Origin of the sequence: Tsuneonella amylolytica, from assembly GCF_003626915.1 — a bacterium.
Classification (GTDB): Bacteria; Pseudomonadota; Alphaproteobacteria; order Sphingomonadales; family Sphingomonadaceae; genus Tsuneonella; species Tsuneonella amylolytica.
Genome location: NZ_CP032570.1, coordinates 2,566,560 through 2,580,474 on the forward strand (window position 1 = coordinate 2,566,560; position 13,915 = coordinate 2,580,474).

11 protein-coding genes and 1 tRNA gene are annotated in these 13,915 nt (G+C 68.1%); 6 read left to right on the top strand and 6 right to left on the bottom strand.

Annotated elements, in window-relative coordinates:
- Positions 1-53 precede the first annotated feature (53 nt).
- Positions 54-2,816 carry a preprotein translocase subunit SecA gene (gene secA, locus D4766_RS12585; protein WP_120717756.1) on the top strand — a complete coding sequence of 921 codons (2,763 nt, stop codon included), beginning with the start codon at positions 54-56 and terminating at the stop codon, positions 2,814-2,816.
- 59 nt (positions 2,817-2,875) lie between these two features.
- Positions 2,876-3,634 carry a sulfite exporter TauE/SafE family protein gene (locus tag D4766_RS12590; RefSeq protein ID WP_120717757.1) on the top strand — a complete coding sequence of 253 codons (759 nt, stop codon included), beginning with the start codon at positions 2,876-2,878 and terminating at the stop codon, positions 3,632-3,634.
- Between the two features lie 25 nt (positions 3,635-3,659).
- On the opposite strand, the gene D4766_RS12595 is transcribed toward D4766_RS12590, so the two are convergent.
- A tRNA-Asn gene (locus D4766_RS12595) sits at positions 3,660-3,734 on the bottom strand.
- 76 nt (positions 3,735-3,810) lie between these two features.
- A complete protein-coding gene (locus tag D4766_RS12600) occupies positions 3,811-4,635 on the bottom strand; it encodes an NAD kinase (protein ID WP_120717758.1) in 825 nt (274 codons plus the stop codon).
- Positions 4,636-4,714: 79 nt separating this feature from the next.
- Here D4766_RS12600 and D4766_RS12605 point away from each other — a divergent pair, with 79 nt between their 5' ends.
- From D4766_RS12605 to ligA, 4 genes are read left to right on the top strand one after another with little or no spacing between them, the layout of a single operon-like run.
- Positions 4,715-6,055 carry a bifunctional diguanylate cyclase/phosphodiesterase gene (locus D4766_RS12605; RefSeq protein ID WP_120717759.1) on the top strand — a complete coding sequence of 447 codons (1,341 nt, stop codon included), beginning with the start codon at positions 4,715-4,717 and terminating at the stop codon, positions 6,053-6,055.
- Positions 6,056-6,087: 32 nt separating this feature from the next.
- Positions 6,088-7,752 (top strand): DNA repair protein RecN, encoded by a 1,665-nt coding sequence (gene recN / locus D4766_RS12610; RefSeq protein ID WP_120717760.1) that lies wholly within the window; start codon positions 6,088-6,090, stop codon positions 7,750-7,752.
- Complete coding sequence (locus tag D4766_RS12615) at positions 7,749-8,633, top strand: alpha/beta hydrolase family protein (protein ID WP_162935769.1); 885 nt, start codon at positions 7,749-7,751, stop codon at positions 8,631-8,633. Before recN ends, D4766_RS12615 begins: the two co-directional genes overlap by 4 nt.
- Positions 8,630-10,690: an NAD-dependent DNA ligase LigA gene (ligA, locus tag D4766_RS12620; protein ID WP_120717762.1), complete on the top strand. Its 2,061-nt coding sequence runs from the start codon at positions 8,630-8,632 to the stop codon at positions 10,688-10,690. Before D4766_RS12615 ends, ligA begins: the two co-directional genes overlap by 4 nt.
- A gap of 19 nt (positions 10,691-10,709) precedes the next feature.
- On the opposite strand, the gene D4766_RS12625 is transcribed toward ligA, so the two are convergent.
- From D4766_RS12625 to D4766_RS12640, 4 genes are read right to left on the bottom strand one after another with little or no spacing between them, the layout of a single operon-like run.
- On the bottom strand, positions 10,710-11,408 hold the full coding sequence (locus D4766_RS12625) for a DUF2459 domain-containing protein (RefSeq protein WP_234024809.1): 699 nt from the start codon (positions 11,406-11,408) through the stop codon (positions 10,710-10,712).
- Complete coding sequence (locus D4766_RS12630; RefSeq protein WP_120717763.1) at positions 11,369-12,274, bottom strand: 50S ribosomal protein L11 methyltransferase; 906 nt, start codon at positions 12,272-12,274, stop codon at positions 11,369-11,371. Before D4766_RS12630 ends, D4766_RS12625 begins: the two co-directional genes overlap by 40 nt.
- Entirely contained in the window at positions 12,264-13,175 is a 912-nt protein-coding gene (bla, locus tag D4766_RS12635) for a subclass B3 metallo-beta-lactamase (RefSeq protein WP_162935770.1), read from the bottom strand. Before bla ends, D4766_RS12630 begins: the two co-directional genes overlap by 11 nt.
- Complete coding sequence (locus D4766_RS12640; RefSeq protein WP_120717765.1) at positions 13,165-13,872, bottom strand: SDR family NAD(P)-dependent oxidoreductase; 708 nt, start codon at positions 13,870-13,872, stop codon at positions 13,165-13,167. The genes bla and D4766_RS12640 overlap by 11 nt, the downstream gene beginning before the upstream one ends.
- Positions 13,873-13,915: the final 43 nt, after the last annotated feature.

Genomic DNA, 13,915 nt, shown 5'->3' on the forward strand with positions numbered 1-13,915 from the left:
CCATGCGCCCCGGCGGGCGTTCCGCCATATGAATTCCTGCCCCGGGGGCATCCATGATCAACAACATCGCCAAGGCCCTGTTCGGGTCGTCCAACGACCGTTACGTCAAATCGCTCGACAAGATCGTCCGCCAGATCAATGCGCTGGAGCCGCAGCTCCAGGCGCTGTCGGACGACGAGCTCGCCGCGCAGACCGCCAAGTTCCGCGAGCAACTCGCCGGCGGCAAGACCCTCGACGATATCCTGCCCGAAGCATTCGCGACCGTGCGCGAGGCTTCGGTCCGCGTGCTCGGCATGCGCCACTTCGACGTCCAGATGGTCGGCGGCATCGTGCTGCACCGCGGCGAGATCGCGGAAATGCGCACGGGCGAAGGCAAGACCCTCGTCGCGACGCTGGCGACTTATCTCAACGCGATCGAGGGCAAGGGCGTCCACGTCGTCACTGTGAACGACTATCTCGCCAGCCGCGACGCGGGCTGGATGGGCCGCATCCACAAGTTTCTCGGCCTCACGGTCGGCGTGATTGTGCCCAACCTCAACGAGTTCGAGCGGCGCGAGGCATACGGCTCCGACATCACCTACGGCACGAACAACGAGTTCGGCTTCGACTACCTGCGCGACAACATGAAGCACGAGCGCGGGCAGATGGTGCAGCGCCCCTTCAACTACGCGATCGTCGACGAAGTCGATTCGATCCTGATCGACGAGGCGCGCACCCCGCTGATCATCTCCGGCCCGACCGAGGACAAGACCGATCTCTACGTCTCGATCGACGCCATCGTTCGGGAGATCGACGAAAGCTTCTACGAAGCCGACGAGAAGTCCAAGAACATCACCTGGACCGAGGAAGGCGCCGAAAAGATCGAGGAGCTGCTCGCCGGCACCGGATTGCTGACGACGCCCAACCTCTACGACGTTGAGAACACGCAGGTCGTCCACCACCTCGACCAGGCGCTGCGCGCGAACAAGATGTTCAAGCGCGACATCGATTACATCGTAAAGGACGACAAGGTCGTCATCATCGACGAGTTCACCGGCCGCATGATGGACGGCCGCCGCTGGTCGAACGGCCTGCACCAGGCTGTCGAGGCCAAGGAGGGCGTGAAGATCGAGCCCGAGAACCAGACGATGGCCTCGATCACGTTCCAGAACTATTTCCGCATGTATCCCAAGCTCTCGGGCATGACCGGCACCGCCGCCACCGAGGCGAGCGAGTTCTGGGACATCTACAAGATGAACGTGGTCGAGATTCCGACCAACCTGCCCGTCCAGCGCATCGACGAGGAGGACGAGTTCTACAAGAACACCGTCGACAAGTTCCAGGCGATCGCGAAGTCGATCCGCGAGAAGCAGGAAATCGGCCAGCCGGTGCTCGTCGGCACGGTGTCGATCGAGAAGTCGGAACTGTTGTCGGGCTTCCTCGAGAAGGAGGGCGTCAAGCACTCCGTCCTCAACGCCCGCTTCCACGAGATGGAGGCGCACATCGTCGCCCAGGCGGGCCGGCTGGGCGCGGTGACGATCGCCACCAACATGGCGGGGCGCGGCACCGACATCCAGCTCGGCGGTAACGCCGAATTCCGCATCGAGGACGAGCTCAAGGACTTGGCAGAGGACGATCCCAAGCGCCAGCTGGAGGTCGACCGGATCAAGGCCGAGGTGAAGGCCGAGCGCGAGAAGGTGCTCGCTGCCGGAGGCCTGTTCGTGCTCGCTACCGAACGCCATGAATCGCGGCGTATCGACAACCAGCTGCGCGGCCGGTCGGGCCGCCAGGGCGACCCGGGCCTCTCGAAGTTCTACCTGTGCCTCGAGGACGACCTCCTGCGCATCTTCGGACCCGACACGCTGTTCTCGCGCATGATGAACAGCAACCTTGCGGACGGCGAGGCGATCGGTTCGAAGTGGCTGTCGAAGGCGATCGAGACTGCGCAGAAGAAGGTCGAGGCGCGCAACTACGACATCCGCAAGCAGGTCGTCGAATACGACGACGTGATGAACGACCAGCGCAAGGTCATCTACGAACAGCGCGCGGAGATCATGGATTCCGAGGCCGTCGACGATGTCGTGGTCGACATGCGCCACGACACCGTCAACACGCTGGTCGGCGAGGCGTGCCCCCCGGGCTCGTACCCCGAGCAGTGGGACGTGGCCGGTCTCAAGGAACGGGTCGCCGACGTGCTCGGCCTGACGCCGCCGATCGACGACTGGCTGCAGGAAGACCATGTCGAACCCGAGCTGATCGAGGAACGCCTCGCCGCCGAAAGCGACGCGGTGATGGAGGCGAAGATCGCCGAAGTCGATCCGGCCATGTGGAAGCGGCTTGAAAAGCAGATCCTGCTCGAACGGCTCGACCACCACTGGAAGGAACACCTGAGCACGCTCGACGCGCTGCGGCAGGTGATCTTCCTGCGAGCCTACGCACAGAAACAGCCGATCAACGAGTACAAGCGCGAAGCGTTCATGCTGTTCGAGCGCATGCTTGACACGTTGCGCGAGGACGTGACGGCGATCCTGCTGAAGAGCCAGTTCCGCTTCAACCAGCCGCAGACGCTCGCGTTGCCGGACCTGCCCGATTTCCTGACCGGACATATCGATCCCCTGACGGGCTTCGACAATTCCGACGACGGCGACGGGTCGGAAGGGAGGGCGGAGCTGTTCGGTTCACTCGCCGGCTCGCCGCGCGCCGCGGCCGGTCCGGGGGGTGTCGCCGACAACCCCTTCGCCGGCGAGGACATCAGCCGCAACGCCCCGTGCCCGTGCGGGTCGGGCAACAAGTACAAGCACTGTCACGGGGCGGTAGGCGCCAAGGCGGCAGGCTGAACCGACGGCCTTCGGCGCGGATCGCGACCCTTACCGTCTTGCGATAATAGCCGCATCCGATGCCGTTACTCGTTGCCGCCTTCGCCCTGACCGCGCTGCTCTATGCCGCGGTCGGGTTCGGCGGAGGATCGACCTACAGTGCCCTGCTGGCGCTGTCGGGCGTCGATTTCCGCCTGCTGCCGGTAATTTCGCTGCTGTGCAACGTGGTTGTCGTCGCGGGCAGCACCATCCGCTTTGCGCGGGCCGGCGTCACCCCGTGGCGCGGCGCGATCGTGCTCACCGCGGTCGCGGCGCCGGCGGCCTTACTCGGCGGTCTGACGCCGATCAAGGAGAGCGCGTTTCTCGGGATACTCGGGGCCAGTCTCGTCCTGACGGGAATGACCCTTCTGGTACCCCAGACGGCTACCCGCGCTGCGCAGAATGGCGAGCCGGAAGGGGCGGGCCGGTTCGCCCGCTGGATGCCGCTGTTGGCAGCGCCGATCGGCTATCTGGCGGGGCTGGTGGGCATCGGCGGCGGCATCTTCCTTGCGCCGTTCTTGCATCTCGTACGCTGGAATTCCGCGCGCGCGATCGCGGCGACGGCGGCCCTGTTCATTCTTGTGAATTCGCTGTTCGGCCTGGCGGGCCAGCTGATCAAGAACGGCCCCGACATGATCGGGACGGCGTTCGCCTTCGGCCTGCCGCTGCTCCTCGCGGTGGCGGTGGGCGGCCAATTCGGCAGCCTGCTGGCGGTCCGCTTCCTGCCCCAGAAATGGATCCGCTGGATGACCGCCGCACTCACCATCTGGGTGGGGGCGCGGCTGCTGCTGGGCAGCTAGCGGCGGCCGTGCGGTAGCGGAAAAGTGGCTCCCCGAGTTGGATTCGAACCAACGACCAAGTGATTAACAGTCACCTACTCTACCGCTGAGCTATCGGGGAGCAGCCGTATCGGCAGGAGCGCGCCTATATGGGCGGCCCACCGGCTTGGCAACCCCGTTTCAGGCGCGATCGTGCATCAAACCGCGAACTGTTCGGCGACGATGCGTTCGTCGAGCGAATGACCGGGGTCGAACAGAAGCGTGAGCTGGCGTTCACGGGCGATCTCGATGTTCACTTCGGCGACGTCGCGGAACTCGCGCTGGTCGGCGACGACCGAGACCGGCCGCTTGTCGGGCTCGATGACGCGGAAGCCGACGCGGCTGCGTTCGGGCAGCACCGCGCCCGACCACCGGCGCGGGCGGAACGGACTGATCGGGGTGAGCGCGAGGAGTTGCGAATCGAGCGGCAGGATCGGCCCGCTGGCCGACAGGTTGTAAGCGGTGGATCCCGCGGGCGTCGCCACCAGCACCCCGTCGCAGACCAGTTCCTTCAGCCGCGTCTTGCCGTCCAGCACGACTTCGATCTTCGCGGTCTGGCGGGTTTCCCGCAGCAGCGAGACCTCGTTGATCGCCCAGGCGACGTGGGTGTCTCCGCTGCGTCCTTCCGCCTCCATTCGGAGAGGGGCGATGTCGAACCGGCGCGCCTTGGCGATGCGCTCGATCAGCTTGGCGGGACTGCGGTGCCGGTTCATCAGGAAGCCGACCGTGCCGCAATTCATGCCGTAGGCGGGCAGCACCCGTCCGTCATCGAGCATCTGGTGCAGCGTCTGCAGCATGAACCCGTCGCCGCCGAGCACGACGACGGCATTGGCGTCGTCCTGGTCCACGAATGCATGCAGGCCGCGCAATTCGTCGGCGGCAGCCTGCGCGCGTTCGGTATCGGAGGCGAGCAGGGCTAGCCGCCCGGCGTCGATCTCGGTGTTCACGCGTGTCCTTTCCACCCCGCCCCGTGCGGTAACCATCGCTAAGGGCGGCCGTCCCATTTGGCAACGCGCGTCGCGGCAGGGGCGCGGGGACCGACGCGATGCGCTACGACGTGCCATGGCATCGATCGTCGAGACCATCCGCGCATACGGCCGCGACCCGCTAACGGGTCTGGCGGAAGGCGACACCCTGCTCGGGACGCTCGCCCGTTGGCGCGCGGAGGCGGGCGAAGGAAGGGCCGCGCCGGTCCACGCCCTCCTGATCGGACTGGGCCGGTTCGATGCGGTCAACCTCGCCTATGGGGAAGCGACGGGCGACGGCGCATTGCTCGAGGTCGCGCGTCGCATCGGCGCCTTCGCGGCGGACGAGTTGGAAACAGGCGAATGGCTTGCCGCGCGAGTAGGCGGGGGCAAGTTTGCCGTCGTCGCGCGCGAAGCGATGAGCCGCGAACGCTGGCAATGGCTGGGCGAAGCGCTGGGGGATGCGATCGCCGCCCCGATCGCGGGCCTTGCCGGTACGGGATCGGTCCGCCTGTGGCCGCGCGTGGCCTTGCTGCGGGTGCTGCCCGGCGAGCAACCCGGCCACGTCGCAGACCGTCTGGCAGCCACGCTGGAACGGGCGCACGACAAGCCGGGGGCCCGCATCCTGTGGGCGGACCGCTTGCGCACCCCCGCCGGCATCCGGCAGGCGCAGCTGGAGGCCGACCTGCTTGCCGCCATCGACGCGCGCGAGATCGAGGTCGTCTACCAGCCGCAATACGTATTCGCGGGCGACTGCCTGTACGGGGCAGAGGCTCTCGCGCGCTGGCACCATCCCAAGCTCGGCCTGCTGGGCGCCGCGGCGCTGTTCGCGATCGCCGAGCGCGCCGACCACGTCGCGCAGCTTTCGCGGCACATCGCCGAATGCGCCCTGGCCGAGGCGGCGCAATGGCCGGACGATGTGCACCTCTCGCTCAACGTGACCCCCGCCGACCTCGCCAGCGCCGACTTCGCCATTCAATTCGGTGCGCTCGTCGACGAAACGGGCATCGATCCGCGCCGGCTGACCCTGGAGATTACCGAGCAGGTGCTGCTGGGCGATCTGGAGAGCGCCGCGGCGACCTTGCGGGCGCTCGATCGACGCGGAATGCGCGTCGCGCTGGACGATTTCGGCGGCGGTTTCTGCAACTTCCGCTATCTCAAGCTGCTGCCGCTGTCGGCGCTCAAGCTCGACCGGTCGATGATCGAAGGGATCGAGGACGATGCGCGGGACCGCGCCGTCCTGCGTGCGATAGTCGCATTGGCCCGGGCACTGGGGCTGTCGGTCGTGGCCGAAGGGATCGAGAGCGAAGCGCAGCGCGCCATCGCCGCCGAGGAAGGGTGTGCGCTTTACCAGGGTTTCCTGCGGTCGCGGCCGTTGCCGGCGGAGGAATTTCGCGCCCTGATCCGGACCGGTGGGAAGGCGCGCACGGATGCGTGACGGGGGCGCGGCGCTGCGCTAGACGGCGTGCAATGCTCGTTCGCCTGACCATCCGCAACATCGTGCTGATCGAGGCCCTCGACCTCGATTTTCGCGGCGGACTGGGCGTGCTCACCGGCGAGACGGGGGCGGGCAAGTCGATCCTTCTCGACGCGCTCGGCCTCGTGCTGGGCGACCGCGCCGACACCGGCCTGGTGCGCGCGGGCGAGGACCGCGCTAGCGTTGCCGCGACTTTCGAATTTCCCGCCTTGCCCGCGCCCGTGCACGATGCGCTCGACGCCCTCGATATCGAGATCGAGCCGGGGGAGCCGCTCATTATTCGCCGCGCTTTGAAGGCCGACGGTGGCAGCAAGGCCTTCGTCAACGACCAGCCGGTGGGCGTCGCCCTGCTGCGCGAGATCGCGCCTGCGCTGGTCGAACTGCACGGTCAGCACGACGACCGCGGCCTCGCCAATGCGCGCGGGCATCGCCTGCTTCTCGACCGCTACGCCGGCGGGGAGGGCGGCGGGGTCGCCCGCGCCTGGGCCGAATGGCGCGCGGCGGAGGACCGGCTGTCCGCGGCCCGGGAGCGAGTCGAAACGGCGCAGGCCGACCAGGATCTGCTTCTCGCGCATCTTGCCGAACTGACCGCGCTCGAACCGCAGGCGGGCGAGGAAGCGCGCCTCGCCGAAACACGTGCCGCGATGCAGAAGGGCGAGCGGCTGTCGGGCGATCTCGAAGAACTGCGCCATATCTGGGAAGGCTCCGATTCGCCGCTTGCAGCGCTGCGGGTGGCGGCCCGCAGGCTCGACCGGATCGCCGAAGAGCACCCCCTGCTGGCCGAGGCCCTATCCGCGCTCGACCGTGCGGTGATCGAAGCGGGGGAGGCGGAAGACCGGCTGACCGCCGCGGCCGAAGCGCTGGTCCACGACCCGCTGGCGCTCGAACGGGCGGAAACCCGGCTGTTCGATTTGCGGGCGATAGCGCGCAAACATCGCTGCGAGGTCGACGAACTGCCCGACCGGATGCGCGAATTCCGCCTCGCGCTCGACGCGATCGAGGGCGGCGAGGCGGAACTCGATTCGCTGGCGCTGGCGACGAAAGAACTGGGCGAGACCTATCGCCAGCGGGCGCGGTCGCTCCATGAGACCCGCGTCGCGGCCGCCGGACGGCTCGACGCGGCGGTCGCCGCCGAACTCGCTCCACTCAAGCTCGACAGCGCCCGCTTCCGAACCGCCGTGACCGAATTGCCGGAGGACCGCTGGGGTCCCCACGGGATCGACGCGGTCGAGTTCCTGATCGCGACCAACCCAGGCGCGGATTTCGCCCCGCTCAACAAGATTGCCAGCGGCGGCGAACTGAGCCGATTCATCCTCGCGCTCAAGGTCGCCCTCGCCGAACGGGGCGGGGCGGCGACGATGATCTTCGACGAGATCGATCGCGGCGTCGGCGGCGCGGTGGCGAGCGCGATCGGCGAACGGCTCGCGCGGCTGGCCGAAGGCGGGCAGGTGCTCGTCGTCACCCACAGCCCCCAGGTCGCGGCGCGCGGGCGGACGCATTACGTGATCCACAAGTCGAGCGACGGCACGGTGACACGGACCTCGGTCGCCTTGCTCGGCACCGGCGAGCGGCAGGAAGAAATCGCCCGGATGCTGTCGGGCGCCGAAGTCACCGACGAAGCGCGGGCGCAGGCGGACCGGCTGCTGGAGGGCGTGTGAGGATCGCTGCCTGCATACTGGCGCTCGTCGCGCTCGCCGGGTGCAGGAACGACGCACCGGAGGAAACGATGATCGAAACGCCCGAGCAGTCCGGCGCCAATGGCGCGATGTGGGGCACCGATGCGAACGTCGCGCCGTCCAAGCCCGACGCCGTGCTGCGCTATGCCGATCATCCGCGCGGGTTCGCCGAACTGCGGCTGCCTGCGGGCGACGGGCCGTTTCCGCTCGCGGTCCTCTTCCACGGGGGATGCTTCAAGTACGGCATCGCCGATCAGGCCTACATGAGCCCGCTGGCGACGCAGTGGCAGAAGGCGGGCATCGCGACCCTCAACGTCGATTACCGCGAGGTCGGCGACGGCGGCGGTTGGCCGGGCTCGTTCGCCGATTGGGCAGCGGCGGCGGCCCTTATCGACCGCGCGGCCGAGGCCTACCCGATCGATCGGTCTCGCGTCACCCTCGTGGGGCACTCGGCCGGGGCGCTGCCGGCGTTGTGGCTGGCCGAGGATCAGGATGCGCGGGGACCGGTCGGCGCGCGTTCGGCGACCTCTGCGCGCGCGGCGATCGTGCTCGACGGGCCGGGCGATCTCGGGCGCGAGGCCGGTGCGTTCGACGCCCTGTGCGAGTTTTCCTCGATCGCGCCGTTCATGGGCGGCAACCCGTTCGCCCCCATCGCGCCCCGGCCTCGCGTGTCGGAAGTTCTTTTCGTGCAGGCCAAGCTTCCCGCGCCGCCGCCTTCCTCCCTCGCCGAGGTTCGTAGTGCAGGCGCCGCGGCCACGGTCCGGGAAAACGCGGGTGCGAGCCACTTCTCGATCATCACCCCGGGCGATCCCGTCTACCTCGCCAACGAACCGGCGATACTGAAAGTGCTGAGGGGGCGATGAGCGACATCACGGAAGCCGACGCCGCCAACGAACTGATGCGGCTCGCCAAATCGATCGCGCACCACAACCGGCTCTACCATGCCGAGGACGCGCCCGAGATCACCGACGCCGAATACGACGCACTCGTGCGGCGGAACGCGGAACTGGAAGCCGAATTTCCGCACCTCGTTCGCGGCGATTCGCCGTCGCAGGCGGTGGGACACGAGATTGCCGCTTCGCCGCTGTCGAAGGTGACGCACGCGGTTCGGATGATGAGTCTCGACAATGCGTTTTCCGACGAAGAGGTCGCCGAATTCGCAGCGCGGGTTCGGCGGTTTTTAAACCTGCCGGACGATGCGGCTTTAGTCTTCACGGCGGAAGACAAGATCGACGGGTTGTCGTGTTCGCTTCGCTATGAGGATGGCAGGCTCGTGCGCGCTGCTACGCGGGGCGACGGGCAGGTGGGGGAGGACGTCACGGCGAACGTCGCGCATGTTCCCGATGTGCCGGAACAGCTGCCCGCCGGGGTACCTTCGCTGTTCGAGGTCCGCGGCGAGATATACATGTCGAAACAGGACTTTGCCGCGCTTAATGCCGCGCAGGAAGCGGCTGGCGGAAAGGTCTTCGCAACGCCGCGCAATGCGGCCGCCGGATCGCTGCGGCAGAAGGACGCGGGCGTCACTGCCCGGCGTCCGCTCGGGTTCTGGGCCCACGGATGGGGCGCGGCGAGCGAGGTGCCCGAAGATAGCCAGTACGCCATGATGCAGCGGCTGGCGGAGTGGGGCTTTCCGGTCAGTCCCGACCTCATCCGGTGCGGTACCGTCGAGGAATTGCTGCAGCATTACCGCAGCATCGGGGACCGGCGTGCGAAGCTGCCCTACGATATCGACGGGGTCGTTTACAAGGTCGACGACCTGGCGCTGCAGGCGCGTCTGGGCGCTGTCGGCAAGGCTCCGCGCTGGGCCATCGCGCACAAGTTTCCGGCCGAGCGCGCCGAAACGACGCTCGAGGCGATCGACATCCAGGTTGGGCGCACCGGCAAGCTGACGCCGGTCGGCCGGCTCGCGCCGGTACTCGTCGGTGGGGTAACGGTAACGAACGTCACGCTGCACAACCGCGACGAGATCGCGCGGCTGGGCGTGCGGCCGGGCGACCGGGTGGTGATTCAGCGCGCCGGCGACGTGATTCCGCAAGTGGTCGACAACCTGAGCCGTGACGAACGGCGGGCAGCCTACGACTTCCCCGATCGCTGCCCCGTCTGCGGAAGCGAGGCGGTGGCCGAGGAGGGCGAGGTCGACGTGCGCTGCACCGGCGGGCTCGTGTGCCGCGCCCAGCAGTTCGAGCGCCTGCGCCATTTCGTCGGCCGTGCCGCGCTCGATATGGAGGGTCTGGGCGAGAAGACCATCGCCGAGTTCATGGATCTTGGCTGGCTGTCGCGAGGGCCGGCCGACATCTTCCGCCTGAAGAACCACCGCGATGACCTTATCGGGCGTGAAGGATGGCAGGAGAAGTCGGTCGCCAGCCTGCTCGCCGCGATCGAGGCGAAACGCGCGCCTGACGCGGCACGACTGCTCTTCGGACTCGGCATTCGGCACGTGGGCGCGGTGACTGCGCGGGACCTGCTTAAACGCTTCCACGACCTGCCGACGATCCGCGATCTCGCCGAGCGGGCGCACGCCGGCGACGGAGAGGCCGCCGCGGAACTGACGGCCATCGACGGCGTCGGCCCCGTCGTGGTCGAGGCGCTGGGCGGTTTTTTCCACGAGGACCACAACAAAGCGGCCTGGGACGACCTCTTGAGTGAGGTTTCGCCGCCGCGTTACGAGGTCGAGACGACCGCCAGCGCGGTGAGCGGCAAGACGGTGGTCTTCACCGGTAAGCTCGAAACGATGAGCCGCGAGGAGGCGAAGGCACAAGCCGAACGGCTGGGCGCAAAGGCGGCCGGTTCGGTCAGCGCGAAGACCGATCTCGTCGTCGCCGGGCCTGGTGCGGGAAGCAAGATCAGGAAGGCCGCCGAACTGGGTATCGAAGTGATCGACGAAGCCGCTTGGGCGGAAATCGTTCGCTCTGCGGGCTGAGGGCGACACGGGTCCTGCGTCAGCGGGTGGGTAGCCGCGGTATCCACTTCATCACACCGCCCGCAAACGGCGTCCAGCGCCCGATCCGCACGCCTGCCGCGGCCAGCGTGTCGGACGTCCACTGGTTGCAAGTGTTGCCCGCGTGATAGCGGCCCGGCGCATCGTAAAAGACGTCCCAGTCCTCGTATCCGACGTGGATCGTACGTCGCCCGGGCGGCAGGACCTGCCGCTCGATCGCGGCGACGAGACGCGCGTATTCGGCCGGGCGAAGGCGGACGATGCGCGCGGTATCGCTCGGTGCCGGGCGAACGTAATGCGCGACATGGAGCAGGCCGCCTCCGCCCGTTACCGCGCCGATCGCGGTAGGAGGGGAAAGGTCGGACCACGTCGGCGTATCGAGGAACACCTTGCGCTCCCCCCAGCTTACCGAAACATGAGTATAGGGGCGCGCGGGCTGTCCCAGGTGTGCGGCAGGGAAGTCGCCGCGCCAGTCCTTCTGCGGAGTGACCAGCGGCATCACGATCGCGGTGTGGATCCCGTTCGTTTCCACCATGATCGGCACGCCGGCCGCAGGCTCGGTCCAGCTGCGGTTTCGCGGAAGGCTGCTGCCGACCCACGCCGCGAGCATGAATGTGCCGACCAGCAGAGCCAGCCCCGCCAGCGTGTGCCGGGCCAGCTTCAGCGCGCGGATCGCCGCCGGAGCCACAGGATTGACCAATCGCCCCGCACCATCCGGGCCGCGAGGCGGAAGCCCGCCTTGCGCCCCGCCCTCCGCACCGCGAGTTCCTGCGTTTCGAGCAGGCCCGCCAGCACCATGTGACCCCCGGGCACCACCGCCGATCCGAAATCGCCGGCGAGTTCGACCAGGGGACCGGCCAAGATGTTGGCGATCAGGAGATCGTAGGGTCCGCGCGCCTGCAGGAGGGGGTCGTCCATGCCGTCGGCGATCGCCATCGTCAGCGCGCCCCGGCCGGCGCCCATCGCCACGCCGTTCGCTTCGGCGTTCGCCTCGACCACGCCCGAGCAGACCGGGTCGATGTCGCTCGCCGTCGCAACCGCGCGCGGCCACAGCGCGAGGGCAGCGAAGGCGAGCAAGCCGGTCCCCGTGCCAATGTCGGCGAGATTGCGCACGGTGACGCCGCGGTCCTTCATCGCAGCGAGCATCGCCAGGCATCCGGCGGTCGTCGCATGGTGCCCCGTCCCGAACGCCTGACTTGCGGGGATTGCGAAATCGATCGCGCCTTCCTGCCGCGAACGATCCGGGGTGCGGACGTAAAAGGGGCCGACCACGATCGGCTCGAGCCCCGCCTGGCTTTCGACCAGCCAGTCGCTTTCCGGCAGTTCCTCGGCCGTCAGTCGGGGCGCCTTCCCCTCGAACAATGCGGCCACCATGCGCCGGTCCGCGGCGGTCGGCTTGCGGTTGAAGTACGCGTCGAGCCGCCAGTCGTCGGGTCGGTCGTCGGCAAGTTCGAACCCGGTGAGCGTGACGTCCCACGGCCAGTCGGCGGCATCCTCCTGCGCCAGCAGAGCCGCCTGGACGATCGGCTTATCCGCGAAGGCGGTCAGCTTCCAGCTATCCGCCATTGCGTTCTTTCGCGAGCCGCGCGTTGAGCCGCAGGGCCACCCCATCGGCATAGGCCTTGCAGCCGCCGGGATCGAGGAGAGGTTTCTCGCCGGACAATCTCTTGCGCAGATCGACGGCCCCGGGATGCGGAGCGAGCACGATATCGCAATCCGCCGCGGCGACTGACGCGATGCCTTCGCGGAAGGCGGCGACGAGCGCCGGATGATCGGAGAAGCGATAGCTGTCATCGCTGATGGGGTTCATGCTGTCGGCGTAGACGATAGTCGCGCAGCGGCCCCCCACCTCGCACGCGCGCCAGCTCCAGCTTGTCGCGCCGATGGTGTGGCCGGGCGTGTCGATCGCCGTGAACGCGGCACCACTGAAACGCACCGGACCGAGGCTCTGCAAGGCGGTAATCGGTCCTTCGACGGGCGCAAAGGGCGGGTGCTCGGATCCGGCCTGCGGATCGTCCGGAGAAGGCCTGCCGCTTCGCAGCACCGCCGCCGCCGCGGGGGTTGCGACGATCGTTGCCCCGGTCGCCTTCTGCAATCGGTCCATGCCGCCGACGTGGTCGAAATGCTCGTGGCTCATCAGGATGGTTTCGACGTCGCGCGGATCGAAGCCGAGCGCGCGGATGTTGGCGAGCACCGCTTCGGCGCCCGCATCGGTGCCGCTGTCGATCAGCACGTGTCCGTCTTCCCCGGCGACCAGCAGCGAGGTGATGCCGCACGTTCCCACGTAGAAAGTCTGTCCGTAGACGCGGAACGGCGGGCCCGGCTTGTCCCAGTCGTCGAAATCCTCGCATTGCTGCGCCCAGGCGACTTGCGCCGGCCGTAGGTCGCCTTCAGGTGCCGGCCTGTCGCCAGCGGTGGTGCAGGAGGCCAGCGCCGCGGTCAGCACGGCGGCAAACTTAGCGGACATAGCTCGCCCCGTTGGCATCCAGCGTGGCGCCGGTCATGCTCGGCGGGGCGTCGAGCGCGCAGAACGCGACGAGCGTGGCGATCTCTTGAGGCGTTGCGACCCGGCCCAGCGGAATGTCTGCGAGCAGGCCCGGGCCGCCGCGGCTGGCGAGATAGTCGCCCGCCATGTCGGTGTCGGTGAAGCCCGGCGCGATCGCATAACTCAGGATGCCTTCGCCCGCGTATTGGCGGGCGATGGTCTTGTGGAGGGCCAGCATTCCCCCCTTGGCCGCGGCATAGTGCCAGTGCGCCGGCGAATCGCCGCGGTGCCCGGCGCGGCTGGCGACGTGGACGATCCGGCCCTCGCTGCCCCGCTCCTGCCAGTGGAGCACCGCGAACCGGCTCAATTGCGCGGCGCTGGTGAGGTTGATGCGTAGTGTGTCCTCCCACGCATCGAGCCACGCGATATCGCTGGCACCGAGCGCGCTGGCGGAAAAGAGCCCGGCGTTGTTGACGAGGACGTCGATCGTGCCGCCGGCTTCTTCCAGCGCGGTTTCCCACAGTATTAGCGGGGCCTGCGGCTCGGCGAAGTCGGCCGCGATCAGGCCGTCGGCGGCGCGGGTCGCTTGTCCGATCACGCGGCAGCCCCGCGCTTCGAGCGCGCTGCGAGCCGCGGCACCGATCCCGCGCGAAGCGCCGGTGAGGAGAATGGTGGTCATCCGTTCCTTTCAGCGCATCATGGCTTGCGTGTCGAGCGCTTGC

Excerpts from the sequence above, each read along its gene's own strand:
- secA (WP_120717756.1), top strand. The coding sequence starts at position 54 with ATGATCAACAACATCGCCAAGGCCCTGTTCGGGTCGTCCAACGACCGT.
- D4766_RS12590 (WP_120717757.1), top strand. The coding sequence starts at position 2,876 with ATGCCGTTACTCGTTGCCGCCTTCGCCCTGACCGCGCTGCTCTATGCC.
- D4766_RS12600 (WP_120717758.1), bottom strand. The coding sequence starts at position 4,635 with ATGGTTACCGCACGGGGCGGGGTGGAAAGGACACGCGTGAACACCGAG.
- D4766_RS12605 (WP_120717759.1), top strand. The coding sequence starts at position 4,715 with ATGGCATCGATCGTCGAGACCATCCGCGCATACGGCCGCGACCCGCTA.
- recN (WP_120717760.1), top strand. The coding sequence starts at position 6,088 with ATGCTCGTTCGCCTGACCATCCGCAACATCGTGCTGATCGAGGCCCTC.
- ligA (WP_120717762.1), top strand. The coding sequence starts at position 8,630 with ATGAGCGACATCACGGAAGCCGACGCCGCCAACGAACTGATGCGGCTC.
- D4766_RS12630 (WP_120717763.1), bottom strand. The coding sequence starts at position 12,274 with ATGGCGGATAGCTGGAAGCTGACCGCCTTCGCGGATAAGCCGATCGTC.
- bla (WP_162935770.1), bottom strand. The coding sequence starts at position 13,175 with ATGTCCGCTAAGTTTGCCGCCGTGCTGACCGCGGCGCTGGCCTCCTGC.
- D4766_RS12640 (WP_120717765.1), bottom strand. The coding sequence starts at position 13,872 with ATGACCACCATTCTCCTCACCGGCGCTTCGCGCGGGATCGGTGCCGCG.